This window comes from Amorphus sp. MBR-141 (assembly GCF_053628695.1).
Genome location: NZ_JBRJGW010000009.1, coordinates 29,626 through 47,489 on the forward strand (window position 1 = coordinate 29,626; position 17,864 = coordinate 47,489).

Annotated in this window: 19 protein-coding genes; 7 read left to right on the forward strand and 12 right to left on the reverse strand. The window is 69.3% G+C overall.

What is annotated here, in order from left to right; all coding sequences use genetic code 11:
* The first annotated feature begins 292 nt into the window (after nucleotides 1-292).
* From ACSSVZ_RS13565 to ACSSVZ_RS13575, 3 genes are read left to right on the forward strand one after another with little or no spacing between them, the layout of a single operon-like run.
* Nucleotides 293-952: a nucleotide-binding protein gene (locus ACSSVZ_RS13565; RefSeq protein WP_453970801.1), complete on the forward strand. Its 660-nt coding sequence runs from the start codon at nucleotides 293-295 to the stop codon at nucleotides 950-952.
* Nucleotides 949-1,230, forward strand: coding sequence for a hypothetical protein (locus ACSSVZ_RS13570; protein WP_453970802.1), 282 nt, complete (start codon nucleotides 949-951; stop codon nucleotides 1,228-1,230). The genes ACSSVZ_RS13565 and ACSSVZ_RS13570 overlap by 4 nt, the downstream gene beginning before the upstream one ends.
* Before the next feature lie 11 nt (nucleotides 1,231-1,241).
* On the forward strand, nucleotides 1,242-2,294 hold the full coding sequence (locus tag ACSSVZ_RS13575) for a replication protein RepA (RefSeq protein WP_453970804.1): 1,053 nt from the start codon (nucleotides 1,242-1,244) through the stop codon (nucleotides 2,292-2,294).
* A gap of 720 nt (nucleotides 2,295-3,014) precedes the next feature.
* On the opposite strand, the gene ACSSVZ_RS13580 is transcribed toward ACSSVZ_RS13575, so the two are convergent.
* From ACSSVZ_RS13580 to ACSSVZ_RS13595, 4 genes are all read right to left on the reverse strand, one after another.
* Nucleotides 3,015-3,239, reverse strand: coding sequence for a hypothetical protein (locus tag ACSSVZ_RS13580; RefSeq protein WP_453970806.1), 225 nt, complete (start codon nucleotides 3,237-3,239; stop codon nucleotides 3,015-3,017).
* Nucleotides 3,240-3,414: 175 nt separating this feature from the next.
* Nucleotides 3,415-3,780, reverse strand: a complete 366-nt coding sequence (locus ACSSVZ_RS13585; protein WP_453970808.1) for a helix-turn-helix domain-containing protein — start codon at nucleotides 3,778-3,780, stop codon at nucleotides 3,415-3,417.
* Nucleotides 3,780-4,151, reverse strand: coding sequence for a type II toxin-antitoxin system RelE/ParE family toxin (locus ACSSVZ_RS13590; RefSeq protein ID WP_453970810.1), 372 nt, complete (start codon nucleotides 4,149-4,151; stop codon nucleotides 3,780-3,782). The genes ACSSVZ_RS13585 and ACSSVZ_RS13590 overlap by 1 nt, the downstream gene beginning before the upstream one ends.
* A gap of 85 nt (nucleotides 4,152-4,236) precedes the next feature.
* Nucleotides 4,237-5,436, reverse strand: a complete 1,200-nt coding sequence (locus tag ACSSVZ_RS13595) for a site-specific integrase (protein WP_453970811.1) — start codon at nucleotides 5,434-5,436, stop codon at nucleotides 4,237-4,239.
* Between the two features lie 123 nt (nucleotides 5,437-5,559).
* On the opposite strand from ACSSVZ_RS13595, the gene ACSSVZ_RS13600 reads away from it, so the two are divergent.
* Complete coding sequence (locus ACSSVZ_RS13600) at nucleotides 5,560-6,174, forward strand: hypothetical protein (RefSeq protein ID WP_453970813.1); 615 nt, start codon at nucleotides 5,560-5,562, stop codon at nucleotides 6,172-6,174.
* Here ACSSVZ_RS13600 and ACSSVZ_RS13605 read toward each other — a convergent pair.
* The 4 genes from ACSSVZ_RS13605 to ACSSVZ_RS13620 form a co-directional block, all read right to left on the reverse strand.
* Nucleotides 6,156-6,713: a hypothetical protein gene (locus tag ACSSVZ_RS13605; protein WP_453970815.1), complete on the reverse strand. Its 558-nt coding sequence runs from the start codon at nucleotides 6,711-6,713 to the stop codon at nucleotides 6,156-6,158. The two genes, ACSSVZ_RS13600 and ACSSVZ_RS13605, sit on opposite strands and share 19 nt — an antisense overlap.
* Before the next feature lie 5 nt (nucleotides 6,714-6,718).
* Entirely contained in the window at nucleotides 6,719-7,480 is a 762-nt protein-coding gene (locus ACSSVZ_RS13610; RefSeq protein WP_453970816.1) for a ribonuclease T2 family protein, read from the reverse strand.
* Complete coding sequence (locus tag ACSSVZ_RS13615; RefSeq protein ID WP_453970818.1) at nucleotides 7,426-7,893, reverse strand: hypothetical protein; 468 nt, start codon at nucleotides 7,891-7,893, stop codon at nucleotides 7,426-7,428. The genes ACSSVZ_RS13610 and ACSSVZ_RS13615 overlap by 55 nt, the downstream gene beginning before the upstream one ends.
* Nucleotides 7,894-7,977: 84 nt before the next feature.
* Nucleotides 7,978-8,820, reverse strand: coding sequence for a 23S rRNA (adenine(2030)-N(6))-methyltransferase RlmJ (locus tag ACSSVZ_RS13620; protein ID WP_453970820.1), 843 nt, complete (start codon nucleotides 8,818-8,820; stop codon nucleotides 7,978-7,980).
* Between the two features lie 50 nt (nucleotides 8,821-8,870).
* Between ACSSVZ_RS13620 and ACSSVZ_RS13625 the strand changes: the two genes are divergently transcribed.
* The 3 genes from ACSSVZ_RS13625 (at nucleotide 8,871) to ACSSVZ_RS13635 (ending at nucleotide 12,232) form a co-directional block, all read left to right on the forward strand.
* A complete protein-coding gene (locus ACSSVZ_RS13625; RefSeq protein WP_453970821.1) occupies nucleotides 8,871-9,305 on the forward strand; it encodes a PaaI family thioesterase in 435 nt (144 codons plus the stop codon).
* Nucleotides 9,306-9,368: 63 nt separating this feature from the next.
* Complete coding sequence (locus ACSSVZ_RS13630; RefSeq protein WP_453970823.1) at nucleotides 9,369-10,691, forward strand: NCS2 family permease; 1,323 nt, start codon at nucleotides 9,369-9,371, stop codon at nucleotides 10,689-10,691.
* A gap of 2 nt (nucleotides 10,692-10,693) precedes the next feature.
* Nucleotides 10,694-12,232 (forward strand): ArnT family glycosyltransferase, encoded by a 1,539-nt coding sequence (locus tag ACSSVZ_RS13635; protein WP_453970825.1) that lies wholly within the window; start codon nucleotides 10,694-10,696, stop codon nucleotides 12,230-12,232.
* Here the strand turns inward: ACSSVZ_RS13635 and ACSSVZ_RS13640 are convergent.
* The 4 genes from ACSSVZ_RS13640 to ACSSVZ_RS13655 form a co-directional block, all read right to left on the reverse strand.
* Entirely contained in the window at nucleotides 12,229-12,774 is a 546-nt protein-coding gene (locus ACSSVZ_RS13640; protein WP_453970828.1) for a DUF1499 domain-containing protein, read from the reverse strand. The genes ACSSVZ_RS13635 and ACSSVZ_RS13640 overlap by 4 nt on opposite strands.
* On the reverse strand, nucleotides 12,774-15,494 hold the full coding sequence (locus ACSSVZ_RS13645; protein ID WP_453970829.1) for a GNAT family N-acetyltransferase: 2,721 nt from the start codon (nucleotides 15,492-15,494) through the stop codon (nucleotides 12,774-12,776). The genes ACSSVZ_RS13640 and ACSSVZ_RS13645 overlap by 1 nt, the downstream gene beginning before the upstream one ends.
* 216 nt (nucleotides 15,495-15,710) lie before the next feature.
* Nucleotides 15,711-16,538, reverse strand: a complete 828-nt coding sequence (locus tag ACSSVZ_RS13650; protein WP_453970831.1) for a universal stress protein — start codon at nucleotides 16,536-16,538, stop codon at nucleotides 15,711-15,713.
* Between the two features lie 144 nt (nucleotides 16,539-16,682).
* On the reverse strand, nucleotides 16,683-17,837 hold the full coding sequence (locus tag ACSSVZ_RS13655) for an acyl-CoA dehydrogenase family protein (protein ID WP_453970832.1): 1,155 nt from the start codon (nucleotides 17,835-17,837) through the stop codon (nucleotides 16,683-16,685).
* Nucleotides 17,838-17,864 lie beyond the last annotated feature (27 nt).

Sequence of the window (17,864 nt, forward strand, 5' to 3'; positions counted from 1 at the left end):
AATGTTTTCTTGCCGGCGCGCACGCATGTTGGCTTATAGCGCGATCCGGAAACTGAGAGATTCCTATCGTAGCGACTGCTACCCGTTTCGGCGAAGCGGCGATAATGCCCTCGATTCTGACGTCCCTCGGGAGCCTGCGCAATTGGTGGTTAGAGCAAGCTCGCTCGCCAACACTACATTAGGCGATTGCTTCTGAATAAAAATATAATTTAATTCAATATATATATTTCTATCGTGCTATCTTTAATACAGGATAAGCAATAAAGCACGAAAACAAGAAGGGGATCAGTCAATGACCCAAAGACTTGGACTGGTGTCACAGAAGGGTGGGGTCGGCAAGAGCACGCTCGCCCGACTGATGGCGCGAGAGTTTGCAGAGTGCGGCTGGCGGGTCGCCATCGCTGACCTGGATACCGCACAGATCACAAGCACCGAATGGGCGTCGCGGCGGACCGAGGCGGGGCGCCTGCCAGCAATCTCTGTCGCGCCCGCGCGCACCGCCAGGGAGGTGCTGGCGAGGGCCGGAGAGACGGATCTGCTGATTTTCGACGCGCCGCCCCATTCCATGCAGGGCACCAAGGCGATTGCCCAGGCGTCGGACCTGGTTGTGCTGCCGACGGGGCTCTCTCTCGACGACCTTCGCCCGACGGTCCTGCTTGCCCATGAACTGGTCGGCGCCGGCATTGCCGTTGAGCGGATCGCCATTGCGCTCTGCCGGGTCGGCGATCGACCCAGGGAGATCGAGGAGGCTCGAGAGTACGTTGCCGATGCCGGCTATCTGGTGTTGTCGGGCTCGCTGCCCGAACGCACAGCCTATCGTCGCATCGCCGACCAGGGAGGTGCGCTGACGGAGGTTCTCTTCCCGACCCTGCGGGAACGGGCCGAAGAGGTTGCCGCGGCGATCGCCGCTCGGCTCATGGCCGTCACGACCAGCGAGATGGCGGTCGCATGACGATGGCGCTCGATCTCCCTCCGCCGAAGACGCAGACGCCTGTGACTGCAGCTGACGGGGCCGCCAGGGCTGGTCTCCCCGGCAAGGGCCGGCCGCCGGGGCGTGAGGCGGTTCGCGAGACGCTTCGGCGCCCGGATCCGGCCGAGACCGTCGCCCTGAACTTCAAGGTGCCGGCTGGCTTCAAACGCGACTTCAAACAGGCCGCCCTCGACTACGGCGTCACCCAATCAGCCCTTCTGCAGGAGCTTTTGGCCGAGTTCCGCGCCCGGCGCGGTTGAGGGCTGGCTAGATGCAGGAGCTTGTCCGCACCCAGATCGACGGTGTCGCGCTCGATCCGGATCTTGCGCAGCGTCTCGAGGCCTTGGCGCCCGGGCGGATGCGAGACATTCTCGCGCGCTCGCTTGTCGAGGAGCAGCGGGAGCGCAACGCAAGTGCGGCACGCCAGGCGGCGATGAGCCCGGTCGCCCGCCGGATCGATCGGACCCGCGAGGCGATCGCAGCCCGTCCCCTGGCTGATGCGGACCGCCACCACATCCACAGCGTGATTGCGCTCTGCGGGCTGCCCTATCGGCGTCCGAAGGACGACCACCAGGACGTGGTGCGTGAGTATGGCCGCAGCTCGCTCGTCGTGCAGCCGGGCTACCTGAAGGATCCCTATACCGGTGCCATGGTGCGTCAGGGTGTTCCGTACGGCCCCAAGGCCCGGCTGCTGATGCTCCACATCTGCACCATGGCGGTGCGCCAGAACACGCGGACCATCGACCTCGGCGATTCCATGAGCGCCTTCATCCGCGATCTCGGCTTTGCCGTGACCGGCGGGCGACGGGGCACGATCATCCAGTTCAAGGAGCAGCTCAACCGGATCGCCGCCTCACGGATCCAGCTTGGCCTGTGGAGTGGCACCGAAGCCCGCACCCTCAACAGTCAGCCCATCAGTTCCTTCGACCTCTGGCTTCCGAGATCGCCGGCCCAGCGCATGCTGTGGAACTCGACGCTCACCCTCGACGATGGCTTCTTCCAGTCGCTGAAGTCCCATGCGCTCCCCGTCGATATCCGGGCCCTCAGGGCCTTTGCCCATTCGGCGCGTCAGATCGACATCATCCTGTGGCTCTCCTACAGGCTTCCCACCGTGAAACGCCCCTATCGCCTCGCCTGGCGGCCTCTGGCCGATCAGTTCGGCCGGGACGTCAAAACTTTCCGGCGCTTCAAGCAGGACTTTGCCGAGGACATCGCCCAGATCCGAGCCGCCTTCCCGAGGCTCCGCATCCGCCTGGACGAGCGGGGCCTCCTCATGACGCCCAGCCGCACCGACGAGCTCTTCGTGCCGCCGAAGGGGAAGTAGCCGACAAGGCTCGTTTGCTGAGGGAAGACGGCGGCGGCAGAGAGCGGCTGTCAGGAGACGGGCTTTCGTTCAAGCACGAAAGCAAGAGGTCTTGCTGGCACGACAGCCCGAAAGCACGACAGCACGCTTTGAGATCCGAGACGCCGGAGGTCCACCACCGCACCCCACGATGGTTGCCTCATCATGTCTGTCTGCCACACGAGGAGGTGGCTGGCGGCAAATAGCAGCCGGCGCGTCTTCATGCCGGCGCGCGATGTCGGCCGTGCTGACGCTGGCGGTGTGTTTTTGGGCGCGGCCTTCGCAGGAGACCCAGGCGCGCGTTTTGGCCGATGGTTGCCTCCGCCGAGCTCCCGTGGCGCCCGAAACCCCTGCGCAGACTACGGTACACCGACGTTCAATCGCAGGTGCGGAAATCCGCCGGATTCGGGGGTGCCAACGCAGACTTCGGTACGCCCTTACGCAGACAAGGGTACAATCTTTCCAAGAGCTACGCAGACCAGGGTACGCGGTCGCGCAGACAACGGTACGATCATCACGCAGAGTAGGGTACGCTGACGAGGCGGAATTCGTTGATGAGCGCGGTCTCTGGCAAGCCGCATATAGTTAGAACAGATATCTTCTACCTATAAGACAACAGATAAGATCACATATGCGGCAGATATTGCTTTTCGTCTGTTAAAATAAAAAGGGCCCGCTTTGCAGCGGGCCCCGGATTTTGGGTCAGGCGGCGCGAGATCCCTCAGCAAGCCAAGCCTGAAAACCGTCAACGTGGATATAGATGCGTCCTCCAACACGAACAATGGCGCCGGACTGATCAAGGCCGTTGGCGTCGCGGTGGAAGAGCCACCACCGCATCTTGCCTTCAGTCATCCAGGGCGCCTCAGCGACAATCTGTTTGACCGTTCGCAGCTTCGTGTGGTCGACGCGACCGTCTCCCTCGTTCATCGGTCCCTCGTAAGGTTTGGGAAAGAGAAGAAGAAAGAAAAGGCCGCGAGGCCAGCGACGACAGCACGCGTCGCCATTGGAATATATATCCGAAATCGCCCTGAAATTCAAGGTTGAGCTAGAACGGCACTGGAAAGCCTCCTAACCAGGGTTCCTCCAGCGGCAAAAATCGACTTCATCCATCGGCGCGATCCTGTGGCTTGTCCTTTGATATGGCGGGCTTGTCATCAAGACCCGCCAGCCCGGAGAGCACGACCGAGGGACGGTCCGGAAACCGTGCGACAAGTTCCAGCGTGCCGCCCATAGCACTGACATAGCCGCGCAGGGTGGACAGGAGGAGGTCGGAGCGCTTTTCCAGCCGGGAAACGCTATCCTGGCCGACATCCAGGAGTTCCGCCATCCGCTCCTGCGTCAGGTCATGTGCCTTTCGCAGATCGCAGAGCGTCAGTTCTTCGGCAATGAGCTCTTCCGCCCGCACCCTTACCTTCTGCCGGCGATCGGATGGAAGGCGATCCATCATCTCATTCAGCGTGGCCGCCATCATCGACCTCCTTTCTTGCTCAGTCCGGACAGATGGCTTTCGAATCGCTCATCTGCCGTGGCGATCAGCCGGCGGTAGAATCGCTTTCCGATTGACCGGACTTGTCGCTCGCGGCCCGCAGGATGCCCCTCCGTTCCGGGTCGAACGCAAAGGCAACACGCCAGACGCCAGACGGCATCGTTTGCGTCGAACCGAAGCTCCTTCATATTGGCGTGCCTGGATCCCTTCAGCGTATCCGCCCTGGGACGTTTGAGACTTGGGCCAAAGGCCACCAACAGCTCCGCATGGGCGAGCAACTCGTCCTGTACGGCCTCCGGCAGCTCGGTGAAGTCTCCCTCGAGTGCCTCATGAAAGAGCACATCCCATTCCACAGCTTATTATGGTTTTCGAGGCATATGGTTTCAAGATCATAATTCTGGGGCACTTCTCGCGGATGGGCATGCCGACGAGCCAGAGCTAGGGCGCACGGACCTCGTCTATCTCTGCGTCAGCGGCGGGTTTTCGCTTTGGCTCGCGCTCGTCGTCGCCTGACGCAAAGAGGTCCTCGCCGAGGCTGTCCACCAGCCCTTTGACATGGCTTTCCGACAGGTGTGCATAGCGGCGCACCATCTGGAGTGTCCGGTGGCCCAGCACTTCGGCGATCTCCACCAAGCTCGCCCCTTTCATGGCCAGGTAACTTGCGGTGGAATGGCGCAGATCGTGAAAGCGGAAGTCGACGAGGCCGGCCTTGTCGCGAGCCCCCTCCCAAGCCGCCCGGATATTGATCGGCTGCAGGCCATCGGCGCGCGGGAAAAGCCATCGCGTAGGCGGATGGTGCGGCAACGCATCGTACAGCGTGTTCGCCTTGGCGATCTGCTCGGTCAGCAGTTCTCGGAGATGGCGGGCAAGGGGTGTGGCGCGCGTGTCGCCGTTTTTGGTGTCCCGAAAGACAGCCGTGCTGCGTCGCAGGTTCACGTCCGCGAGCGTGAGGCCCAGGATCTCGCTTTTGCGGGCACCGGTCGAAAGGGCAAACACGACGATTGTGAAGAGATAGTCATTGCTGGTCGCCTGACAGGCCGCAAGTAACCTCGTTCGCTCGTCATCACTCAGGAAACGGGAGCGTTCATCTCGGATGTTCGTGATCGCATTCACGCCGTCCATTGGGTTCTGAGTGGCCCAGCCCCAGGATTTGGCGTTCTTCAGCAACACTCCCAGCATGTCGCGATAGAGCTTTTGGGTCTTTCGGCTCTTAGGTCGCGGCGCTGCGGAGCCGCGACCCTTCGGATTGCGCCGCATGTCTCCGGCGGCCGCCAGTTTCCCGAGCTCTTCCGAAATCAGATCAGGCGTGATGTAAGTCAGGGCGTACCCGCCCAGCACCGCGTCCCAGTGTTTCAGATAGCTCTCGGCTACGCGCTGTGACGTGGCCGCCTTGTGGGGCAGGATCTCCCGTCGATAGCGCGCGATCACGTCCGAAAGGGTCTTTCCTTTCGTCGTAGCGACAACATTCGTCGTCACCTCGCCGCGGCGGATCGCAGCCTCCGTCTGCTGCGCCCAGAGTTTGGCGTCAGTTAGGCGCTTGAATGTCTTCTGTCTCTCCGGGAAGCCTTGGATCCGGACCCGAACCCGATAATAAGTCTCACCAGCATCGGTCTGTTTGCGTTTCTCGATTGTGGCCATCGATCTCTCGCCGTCTGATAAGATAGGGACAATTTAGGGACAGTAGATAACAAATTCTGTCCCTGATTGCCAACAGCCCCCAACAGCGCTTTCAGATCAAACCATTGAAAGATAAAATGAATCATGCTGACCGTTGTTGGCGACGACAGCAAAGCAGAAAGTTCGCGACCTGAGGCGCCGCGCTGGACGATCGAGGGGTTTGCGATCGTCTCCGACGACGACCGCATCGCCGACGCGCACGGGACCATGCCCGACGCGCTGCGCAACGAGGCCGACCGGCGGGTCTTCCAGGCTGGCCTCGACCGCATGAACGCGGTGCTGCTCGGCCGGACATCGCACGAGGTGACGCCGAACCGGTCCGGGCGGCTCAGGATCGTGGTGTCCGCCCGCGCCCACGGCATCGAGCGCCGGGGGGACGGCTGGTGGTGGTCGCCGCAGATCGCCGGCATCCCCGAGATGCTGGCGACGGTGCTGCCGCAGGGCGGCGCGATCGGCGTGCCCGGCGGCCGCGGCGTCTTCGACATCTTTCTGGCGTACGGCTACGACGCCTTCCACCTGACCCGCGCCAAGGGCGTCGCGCTGCCCGGCGGCACGCCGCTGTTCTCCGACTGTGCGAGCGGCAAGGCCGAGGCCGTTCTCGCCCGGCACGGGCTGGTGTCCGATCCCGAAACGATCCTCGATCCGGACTGGTCGATCACCCAGACCGTCTGGCGGCCGGCTCACTCCGGCGCGGCGTAGACCGTCTCTGCGGCCCCGGTCGCGTCGATGAGGCTGAAGCGCTCCATCTTCAGCCGGAAGGCCCCCCACGACCAGATGCCGACGCCGATGCGGCCGTCGGCGTCGACCGGGCCTTCGGCGACCAGCCGGGCCGCGTCCGCGTCCCACTGGGCGTTGCGGACGAGCTCGGTGCCCTGCCAGCCGTGGTCGCGGGTGAAGACGGCGACGAAGGTGGGGTGCACGCCCTCGATCTCGCCGGTCTCGTGGACGTAGAGCCGGTAGGTCGGCCGGCTCGCCCCGGCCGTGCACGGGATCGCGTAGAGCGTGGCGGCGGCCGAGAGCTGGCCGGTGACCGGCGGCACGGCGGCGAAGGCGTCCGACAGCGGGTCCTCGCAGCGGGCGACCGTCAGGTGCTCGATCATCACCGGCTCCGGCACCGCCATCCACGGATCGGCACCCGCTGGTGCCCCTTCGGCGGCGGGCGGCGGCGCGTCGGTCTGCGCGGCGGCCGGAGCGGCCAGCAGCGGCAGGGCGATGAGCGCAAGCAGGCTCGGCTTCATGGCGGTCACTCCCCGCGCACCGGCGGCATGCGCTGGTCCTGCCGGCGGCAGGCGGACCGGTCGACCTCGGGACAGGCGCGGTAGCCGGTCAGGTCCCTGGTGAGGCAGATGCGCACCTCGCGGATCCTGTTGCCGCCGCAGGTGACCGCGATGGCGTCGGCCGGCATCCCGGCGTTGACCGCGAGGAAGGCCTGCTCCAGCACCTCGGGATCGACGACGATGGTCTTCTCCAGCCGCTTGAGGCGCTCGGGGATGACGACCGCCTCGTAGGCGCGCCGGGTCGCGGCGAAGTAGCGCTGCGGCGACAGGCCGGCGCAGGCCCCGTGCTTTGTCCACTCGTGGCGGATCAGGCTGCGGCTCGGCATGACGTCGAGCATGGAGGCGACGAGGGCGCGGTCGGGCTGGCGGTAGCCGGTGGCGCAGTGCTCGGGATAGCCGCGATCGTATTGGGGCCACAGCCCGTGGACGACGAACGCGTAGGGGCGGCCGGACGCGCACTGGTCGGGATCGGCGCGGTCGCCCGCCGCAGCACAGTAGCTCGGCGACCAGGAGAGGGAGAGGACGTAGAAGTCGAAGTCGCCGGCGCGGTGGTCGGCGCGATTGTCGGCGCGGACGTCAGCCCCACCGACGATCGCCAGCAGGACGGCCAGAAACGCCGCAAGGGCCCGTCCGGAGCGGACGCAGCCCATCCGGCGATGGTGCGGAGCGCGGCTCAGCGATCGGGCGCGGGGCGCGCCGTACGGCAGAAGCCGTCGTAGACCCGCCATTTGTCGTAGTCCTCGAGGCAGACGTTGACCGACCAGCCGAAGCCGGCGAAGCCGCCCTGCTCCTCCAGCCGGATGTAGGCGGTGGTCACCCGGCCGTCTTCGAAGACGGCGCGGCCGCTGCAGTAGCGGCGCGCCAGCGGGCTCGGATTGTCCACGTCGAGCTTCTGCTCGAACACGTTGTCGATCGCCGCCACCCGCTCCACCCGGTAGACCGGCTCGGCGCTGTTGGTGAACTTCAGCGCCGCGTTCACGACCTTCTGGTCGGCGCAGGCCGGCAGCGGCCCGGCGACGGGCGCCGGGGCGGGCGCCACACGATAGGTCGGCGCCGGAACGACGACGTAGGGATCGGCCGCCATCGCCGGCGCGAACATCATGGCGGAGAGACATGCGGCAGCGGCAAAACGGACGAACATGGTAGCCCCCAGACGCGGATATGTTGCCTGGACGATGCGGGAAGGGGGTGGGAGAATCAAGGCTCCGGGCGTCGCAGCCTGAGACTAGGCGTGGTGTGTGACGCGAAAACCACCGCCAGGCCCCTGCGCGAGGACGGTGCCGAGCCAGCCGAGCACGAGCTCCAGCTCGCCGGAGAGCGTGAACGGCGGGTTGATGATGGCGAGCCCGCATCCGGCCATCGGTCCATCGGGATCCGGCCGCCGCACCGTCAGTTCGGCGACGAGATGCTCGGCCACGCCGGCCTCGGAGAGGATCGCCAGGATCTCCTCGCTCTCGGACCCCGTCTTCACCGGATACCAGCCGCAATAGACGCCGGTCGGCCATTTGCGCCACGCCTTGGCGAGGCGACGGGCGAGGCGCGCGACCTCTCCCGGCACCTCGAATGCCGGGTCGACCAGCACCAGGCCGCGCCGTTCCTTCGGCGGCACGAAGGCGTTCAGCGCCAGCCAGCCGTCGAGCTCCACCGCGCGCACCTGCACGTCGCCGTAGAAAAGCTCCTTCAGGACCTCCGCGTCGGCCGGGTGCAGCTCGACCACCGTCAGCCGGTCCTGGGGACGCAGCAGCTTGCGCACCAGCCACGGCGAGCCGGGATAGAGGCGCAGCGTCCCGTCGGGGTTTTCCGCCTCCACCACCTCCCGCCACGGCGCGATCAGGTCGGCCACTTCCGCCGGGGCATCCGCGGCCAGCACCCGCACCACGCCGCGCTCCGCCTCGCCCGTCCGCGTCGCCTCGTCGCCGGCCAGATCGTAGAGGCCGATGCCGGCATGGGTGTCGATCACCCGGATCGCCCCCGGCTTCTTCTGCAGGTAGCGTACGATGCGCGCCACCGCGATGTGCTTGAGCACATCGCCGACATTGCCCGCATGGTAGGCGTGACGGTAGTTCATGGACAGGAGACTTCCGTTTGCCGCGGAGGACGCACAGGGGGACCGCCTTGATGAGCACATTCGACACCGCCGCCGCAACCGATCTTCTGAAGCGCGTGTTCGCGCCGTGGATCCAGGAACTGGACCTGACGATCGAGCGCATCGGCGAGAGCGACGCGGTGCTGCGCATGCCGTTTTCCGAGCGGCTGACCCGCGACAACGGCGTGGTCTGCGGCCAGGCGCTGATGGCGCTCGCCGACACCGCGATGGTGTTCGCCGTCAGCGCCGCGTCGAAGGCCTACCGGCCGATGACCACCGTCGACCAGACCACCCACTTCCTGCGGCCCATCGCGGGCACGGCGACCCTGGCCACGGCGGAGGTCATCCGCCTCGGGCGCACCATGGCGTTCGGCCGGATCACGCTTAGCGCCGAAGGCGACGCCCGTCCCGCGGTTTCGGTGCAAACCGCCTATGCGCTGCTCGGCGAGCCCGGCAAACAGGGCTAGATTGACCGCCGGGGGGCGCCTCGCCGCGCCTCCCTCTGACCCTTCCGGCCAGGAGATCGCCCCATGCCCCCTGCCCACGAGGACCGGCCGCTCGGCCGACTCGACCGTGCGTTCGGCCTGACCGCGCACGGGACGTCCGCCAAGACGGAGGTCCTGGCCGGCATCACCACCTTCCTCACGATGGCCTACATCCTGTTCGTGAACCCGAGCATCCTGGCGGCGGCCGGCATGCCGGAAGGGCCGGTGTTCGTGGCCACCGCGGTGGCGGCCATCGCCGGCACGCTGATCATGGCGTTCGCCGCCAACTACCCGATCGCGCTGGCGCCGGGGATGGGGCTCAACGCCTTCTTCGCGTTCACCGTGGTGCTGGCCGACGGCTTCAGCTGGCAGGAGGCGCTGGCGGCGGTGTTCTGCTCCGGGGTGATCTTCGTCGCCATCTCGCTGATCGGCCTGCGCCGGATCATCATCGACGCGATCCCGGCCAACCTGAAGCGCGCCATCTCCGCCGGCATCGGGCTGTTCCTCGGCCTCATCGCCATGGAGAACGCCGGGATCGTCGTCGACAGCTCGGCGACGCTGGTCACCGCCGGCAACTTCGCCTCCGCCCCGGTGATCCTGGCCCTCGTCGGCTTTGCCCTGATCGCCGCGCTGAACGCCATCGGCCTCGTCGGCGGGACCATCATCGGCATCCTGGTCGTCACCATCCTCGGCGTTCCGTTCGGCCTCGTCGAGTTCGGTGGCGTCGTCTCGCTGCCGCCGGATCCGACGCCGACGCTGTTCGCCCTCGACTTCGCCAGGGTCGCCACCGGCACGTTCTGGATCGTCGTGTTCTCGCTGCTGCTGGTCGACGTGTTCGACACCGCCGGCACGCTGCTGGGAGTGTCCTCGCGGGCCGGCCTCCTCGACAAGGACGGCCGGCTTCCCCGCATGCGCCAGGCGCTGTTCGCCGATTCCACCGCCACCGTCATCGGCTCGCTCGTCGGCACCTCCAACACCACCAGCTACGTGGAGAGCGCCACCGGCGTGGCGGCCGGCGGCCGGACCGGCCTCACCGGCGTCACCGTCGCCGCGCTGTTCGCGCTGGCGCTGCTGTTCTCGCCGCTGGCGGCGGCGATCCCGCCCTATGCGACGGCGGGGGCGCTGCTGTTCGTCGCCACCATCATGCTGCAGGGCCTCGCCGAGATGGACTGGACGGATCCGACGGAAGTCGCCCCCGCCGCCGTCTGCGCCCTCGGCATGCCGTTCACCTACTCGATCTCCGAAGGCATCGGCCTCGGCTTCGTCACCTACGTGATGGTCAAGCTCTTCTCTGGGCGGATCGGCGACCTTTCGCCCGGCGTGGTCGTGATCGCAGTGGTCTTCGGCGCCTTCTTCATCTACGGCTGAGCATGATTGTCACCCCACCCGGCCGGGCGGCCTCCGCACGCCCCGACACCGCCCGCACGGTCGTCGTCCTCGTGGCGGCGGTGTTCCTGCTGCACGCGCTCGTCTGGATCCTGCTGCCCTCGCTGCTGGAGGGATCGATCCGCCTCGACGTGGCGGAAGGCGCGATCGGCGGCCAGCACTGGCGGCTGGTCTACGCCCGCCACCCGCCGTTCACCCTGTGGCTCACCGAGATGGCCCGGCTGACCGGGCCGGTGCGCTACCAGACGCTCTACGCGATCGCCCAGGCGCTCGCCCTCGGCGGGCTCGCCGGCGCGGTGTGGGTCGCCAACGCCACCGCCGGGCGGCATGCGGCGCTGCTCGCCGCGGCGATGGGGCTGCTGTCGCCCTATCTCACGATCTCGCCCATCGAGCTCAACCACAACATCGGCGTCATGCTGTTCTGGGGGCTGACGCTGGCGACCGCATGGGGGGCGTTTTCCACCGGCCGCTGGTGGGCGTGGCTGGCGTTCGGGCTGGCCGTCGCCGGCGGGCTGTGGGCGAAGTACGCCATCCTGCACCTGGTCGCCGGCCTCGGCATCGCCTTCCTGATCGTGCCCGCGTGGCGGCGCCAGCTGCTGACGGCGGGACCATGGATCGCGGTCGCGGCCGGCGCGCTGGCGCTGTCGCCGCAGATCGCGGCGCTGGCGCTGGAGGATGCCTCGCCGCTCGGCTGGGCGGTGCGGACGGAGGCGCGCGGGCTCGTCCACCACCTCACCTCGACGGCCGCCTTCACCGGCGCGGCGCTGGGCGCCATCGCCCCGATGATCGCGATCGCGCTCGCCGCCGTCCCGCATCCCCGCGCGCTCGCCCGCGCAGCCCGGGCGCTGCTGCTCGCCGGGCCCAGAGACCCCGCCGGCGTGTTCGTCACCTGGGCGGCGCTCGGTCCGTTCCTGGTGATCGCACTGGCCGCGCTGCTGTTCGGCGTCGACGCCAAGTCGCACTGGCTGACGCCGATCGCCCCGTCGTTCGCGCTGTGGTGGGCGGTGGCGGCGGCCCGCGCCGGAGCGACGGCTGGCGGACGGCGGCTGCGGATCGCGATCGTGGCGCTCGCCTGCGTCTTCGCGGTCGGCTATGCCGCGATCCGGCTGCTGTCGCCGGTCACCCAGGCCCGTCCCGCCTACGCCGACTTCGACGGTCCGGCGATGGCGCGGGTCGCCGAGACCTACTGGGCGGAGACCGGCAGCGGACCGCTGCGCGCCATCGTCACCCAGGGCATCCAGAAGGGGCGGCAGCTCGGCGGCTCGCTCGCCTTCGACCTCGGCCACACGGTCAACGTCTTCGAGGAGGCGAGCCCGCATCTGTCGCCGTGGACGAACGCCCGCGAGGTGCGCTGCAGCGGCGCGCTGGTCGTCTCCACGGTGCCGATCACGCCGGAGAGCCTCGGCCCGGAGCTGCCGATCGAGGCCATCCGCGTCGTCGACCGGCCGCTGGTGCGCGGCGCCGTCTCCGACCAGGGCAAGGCCTGGCTCGGCCGCATTCCGCCGAGCTGTCCGTCGAATTAGCCGGCCGCCCCTGCCCGCGCCCCGATCTCGGCCAGCCAGCGTTCGATCCGTCGTCGGTTGACCCCGAAATCGTCGGAGCCGAGCTGGGAGCGCGCATAGACCGCGAGGGTGGACCGGTCGTCGTCCAGTGGCACGACGTCGACGGACACCGTGTCGGGAAAATGCATCACCCGCGAGCGCACCACGTAGCGGGCGCCGAGGGGATGGGTGCCGTCGTCCACCCGCCGGGTTCGCGGCTCCGCCGCCGCGACCGCGTCCACCGCCGCCATCAGGCGGCTGGCCGGCACGGCGAAGACCGGGGCGTCGGCATGGGACACCCCGGCTTTGCAGACCGCCGGCGGACAGACCAGAAAGTGGTTGGGATAGGGGCCGGGCTGCAGCGTGGCGAAATCCACCGGGCCCAGATCGGCGGGTCCGGCCACCATCACCCAGATGCGGTCGCGCCCGAACCCGGCGCCGTCGAGCACGACCAGGCCGGCGACGACACCGAGCGCCGCCAGGAGAGCCCATCTCGCGCGCTCCGCCGGCCTGCGCGCAGCCATCACGACGGCGACGCGAGGTGGCGGAGGTCCTCGTGGAAGACGATGTCGGTGCGGGCCACCGGCAGGCGCACCTCCACCAGTCCCTCGTCGTCGGCCACCGGGGTGACGCGGAAGCCGAGCGCGGTGCAGAGCGCCAGCATGGTGGTGTTTTCCCGCAGCACCTCGCCGACGATCTCGTCCAGACCGTCGGCCCGGGCGTACTCGATGATCAGGCTCATCAGCGCCCAGCCGAGGCCCTTTCCCTTGAGGTCCGAGCGCAGCAGGATGGCGTATTCGCCGACCCGGTGATCGGGGTCGGCATGGAGGCGCACCGATCCCAGGATCTCGCCCGTCGCGGGGTCCCTGGCGACGAAGGCCATCGCCCGCGCGTAGTCGAGCTGGGTCAGCCGCGCGAGCATGGCATGACCGATGTGGCGCAGCGGCGCGAAGAAGCGCAGGCGCAGGTCCTCCGGATCGATCGATTCCAGGAAGGCCTTGTAGGCCGGCTCGTCCTCCGGGCGGATGGGATGGATGTCGAGGGTCGCGCCGTCGCGGGTGATCAGACGGCGTTGCCAGCCGCTCGGATACGGGCGGATCGACAGCCGCGGATGGCCCAGGCGGCCGGGCGAGGCCACCAGCGGGGCGATATGGACGCGCACGTCCGCCGCCCGCGCATGGCCCGCGCCGACCACCAGCGTCTCGATGTCGATGGCGCGCACTTCCGGGCATTCGGCGGCCAGCTGGCCGAGCCGGACGAGCAGCAGGAGCAGCGCGTCCCGGTCGCCGCCCGTGGCCTCGGCGTCGCCGGAGAGCAGCCCGCCGATTTCCAGCCGGTCGACCATTTCGGCCGCCAGCCTGAGATCGAGGGGCGGCAGCGCCACCGACACCGGTGCCGCCGAGGCCGAGGCGCCCGCATGGGCGAGCACCATCGCGGGCCCAAATGCCGGGTCGTCGACGAGGCCGGCGACGAGGGTCGTGGTGGCGCCAGGCACCAGCGCCGGTTCCAGGATCACCGCCTGGGGAAGCGGCGTTGCCGACGAGGACGCGCCGCCGGACAGGATGAAGGAGGCGAGCCGTTCCGCGCCCACGGCGCTCTCGACCTCGACGGCGACCAGGCGCCCGCCGCCGCCCTCGTCGATGGCCGGTCCGATCCGGCAGCGCGGGGCGTGCGCCAGCAAGAGGCGCGCCGCCTCCCGTGCCTCTTCCGGGGTCCGCGCGACGGTCCGATCCAGGGTCTCGATGCCGAACGCCCGGAGCAGCCGCCGCCCGTCGGTATCGGTGAGGCGGGTGCGGCCGGCGGCCAGGGCCTCGCCGATGAGGGCCCGCGCCTCGCCGATGGCGGGGGCCTCCATCGCCGGCCCGGCCGGCGGCGTCGACATCAGCCGTTCCTGCCCGCGCCCGTAGCCGACCAGATGCTGGAAGCTGCGGATCGCCGCATCGGGCGAGCTGCGCACCAGCACGCCGGCCTCGCTGAGCCGGCGCTCGTCCTCCGGGCCCAGCCCGAGGAGGACGGCGAGGATGGGCTTCGGCCGCAGCGCCTGCCGGCGATGCGCGACCGCCGTCTCGATCAGCACGTCGACCAGCGGCGCCACCGGCGAGAACGGCGTCGGCGCGGCGGCGGCCAGCACGCCGTCGACCTCGCGGTCGGAGAGCAGGGCGGCCACCGCGGCGGCGTGGGTTGCCGGCGCGGCGTCGTCCTCCAGGACGGCCGGGTTCGCCGCCTGGATGTTGCGGCGGACCAGCGGCGCGAGCGCCGCCAGGGTCGCCTCTCCGGGGGCCGCCAGCTGGCCGTTGCGGGCGGCGAGCCTGTCGGCGGCGATCGAGGCGAGGCTGCGGCCGCTGGCGACCACCGCCAGCCGGCCGCCGGACGGGGCGCGGAAGCGGCTGACCGTCTCCGCCGCCTCGAACAGCTCGTCGATGTCGCAGACCCGCACGAAGCCGGCCCGGGCGAACGCCGCGTCGTAGACCCGGTCGCCGGGGGCAAGCCGGCCGCACAGCGTGTCGAGCGCCCGGGGCGGGTCGCGGGTCACCCCGGAGCGCACCACCACCACCGGCTTGGTGCGGGCCGCGGCGCGGGCCGCCGACATGAACTTGCGCGGATTGGTGATGGTCTCGACGTGGACCAGGATCGCCCGGGTGCGGCCGTCCATGGCGAACCAGTCGAGGAGGTCGCCGACGTCGACGTCGGCCTTCTGGCCGAGCGACACCACGCCGGAGAACCCGACCCCGTGGCGTTCGGCCCAGGCGAGCGTGGCGTTCACCACCGCGCCCGAGCGGGCGACGAGGGCCAGGTCTCCGGGACGGCCGTCGTGCACCAGCAGCGAGGCATCGAAGCCGGCGCCGGGCACGCGCACGCCCAGGCTGCCCGGCCCCACCAGGCGCAGATTGTGCCGCCGGCCGGCGGCGAGCGTGGCGGCGATCACCGCCTCCGGCCAGGCATCGTAGCTCGGCGACAGCGCGACGACGGCGCGGGTGCCCGCCTCGGCCAGCGCCGCCACCGTCGCCGCCGCGGTCTCCGGGCCGCCGAGATAGAGGGCCAGGTCGGGGCGGACGCCGGGGTCGCCGACGCGCGCCGGCTCGAAGCCGGCCACGGCCGAGCCGATGCCGATCGCCCAGCGCGGGCCGGCCGTCGCCGACAGGCGGTCGGCCAACAGCGCCAGCCGCCCGTCCTCCAGCCGGCTGGGGCCGACGAGGGCCACCGAGCCCGGCCGGAACAGCGCATCGAGATTGAGGATCGTCATGCCGCTTCCCCGAACACCGACCGGCCCCCGGCCATCGGTCCGCCTCCCGGCCCGATGGGCCCGCCGTGCAGACTATCGCATTCGGGCCTTCGCATCATGCCGCGAAGGGACGGCGGCAGGGCGCGCGGCCCGGCCGGGGGGCACCGCGCCGCCCGGCCGGCATCGCCGGGGCCTGTGGGGTCCAGGCGACGCGGGCCGGGCGTCCGGCGGGCGCCGTCAGTGCGCCATGATCACCGGCACGGTCATCGCGTCGAGCATGCCGCGGGTGGCGCCGCCGACCACGAACTCGCGGAAGCGGCTGTGGCCGTAGCCGCCCATCACCGCCACGTCGACACCCCGGTCGGAGACGAAGTTGAGGAGCGCGGCGGAGACGTCGCCGGAGACGGCCGGCACCTGTTCGATGCTGACGTTGAGGCCGTGGCGCGACAGGTAGACCGCGACATCCGCGCCCGGCTCGCCGGCGAAGCGCTGGCCCTTTTCGACGACCACGACCGAAATCTTGCCGGCGAGCTTCATCAGCGGCAGGGCGGCGTGGACGGCGCGGGAGGCGGTGACGCTGCCGTCCCAGGCGACCATCATGTGCTTCGCCTCGAAGCTGCCGTTGGAGATGTACGGCACCACCATCACCGGCACCCCGGTCTCGAACAGCAGCGCCTCGATGAGCGCGGCGCGGGCCGGCTCGGTGGAGTCCGGCGCATCCTGGCCGATCACCGCCAGGTCCGACATCCGCACCCGGTGGATCAGGCCGGAGGCGGCCCCCTCGATGAGGCGGAAGCGGGACGCCTCGCCGCTGACGCCCTGCACCCGGACCATCTCGTTGAAGGTCGCGAGCGCCTTGTCGGCGACCTCCTCGGAGGCCTCGCGGGCGCGGTCGAGGATGTCGGCGGGCAGCGGGCCGGCGAGATAGGCCGGGGTGATCGGTTCGAGCACCGGGGCGAGGCCGGTCACGTGGGCGTTGGTCTTTTCGGCGAGATCGACCGCCAGCCGCGCCGGCTTCTGGTCGCCCGACAGGTCGGTCACGACAACGATGTCTCTGATCTGCATTTTCCCTCTCCTGATCCCGTTTGCCTTGCGCCCGGATCATCTCCCGAGCGGGGGTATGGTTCGGGTCTAGAAACGAACGATGGGCCCTGCCTTGACGCCGATCAACATCCGACTGCGCGACCCGCCCCCGGTGCCGGTCTCCGCTCAGGCGCCGGCGAGAATGTCGCGCGCGATGATCAGCCGCTGGATCTCGCTGGTTCCCTCGTAGATCGTGGTGATCCGGGCGTCGCGGGCGTGGCGCTCGACCGGATGGTCGGTCAGGTAGCCGGCGCCGCCGTGGATCTGCAGCGCCGTGTAGGTGGCGCGCTGGGCCGCCTCGCTGGCGTAGAGCTTGGCCATCGAGGCGGCGCGGGCGAACGGCCTGCCCTGGTCCTTCAGCCACGCCGCCTGCAGGATCAGCAGCCGCGCCGCCTCCAGCTCGGTCTCGCGGTCGGCGATCATCCACTGGATGCCCTGCATGTCGGCGATCGTGCGGTCGAACTGCCGGCGCTCCCGGGCGTAGGCGATCGCCGCGTCCATCGCCGCCCGGGCGATGCCGAGCGCCAGCCCGGCGATGCCGATGCGGCCGCCGGCAAGCTCCGACACGGCGATGCGGAAGCCGTCGTTCTGCCGGCCCATCAGCGCGTCGGCCGGCAGGCGGCAGTCCTCGAAGGCGACCTCGCAGGTGGCCGAGCCGGCCTGGCCGAGCTTCTTCTCCGCCTTGCCGATGACCAGGCCGGGCGTCCCCGCCTCGACCAGGAAGCACGAGATGCCCTTGCCCTTCGGCGCGTCCGGATCGGTCACCGCCCAGACCACGAAGACGCCGGCATAGGGGGCGGAGGTGATGTAGAGCTTGGCGCCGTTCAGCACCCATTCGTTGCCGTCCATCGCGGCCCGGGTGGTCATGCCGGCGGGGTCGGAGCCGGCGCCCGCCTCGGTCAGGCAGAAGGCGCCGGCGGCGTAGGTGCCGTCGCAGAGCGGCGGCAGATAGCGCCGGCGCTGCTCCTCGCTGCCCACCGCCTGGATGATCTCGCCGACCATGTTGGTGACCGACGCCGTCACCGCCGTCGACGCGCAGGCGCGCGCGAACGCCTCGATCGACAGCGCGAACGCCGTCGTCCCGGCTTCCGAGCCGCCATAGTCGGCGCGCACGTTGAGCCCCATGAAGCCGTGCTCGGCGAGGCGCTTGAGGTTGCCGAGGAAGGCGTCGCGGCCCTCGCCCCGGTCGAGGGTCTCGGCCAGCGGCGCCAGGCGCTCGCGCGCCATGCGCTGCGCCGTCTCGGCGATCATCGCGTCTTCTTCGGACAGGGCGAAATCCATGGGCGTCCCGTCTCCTCCCGCCGGTTG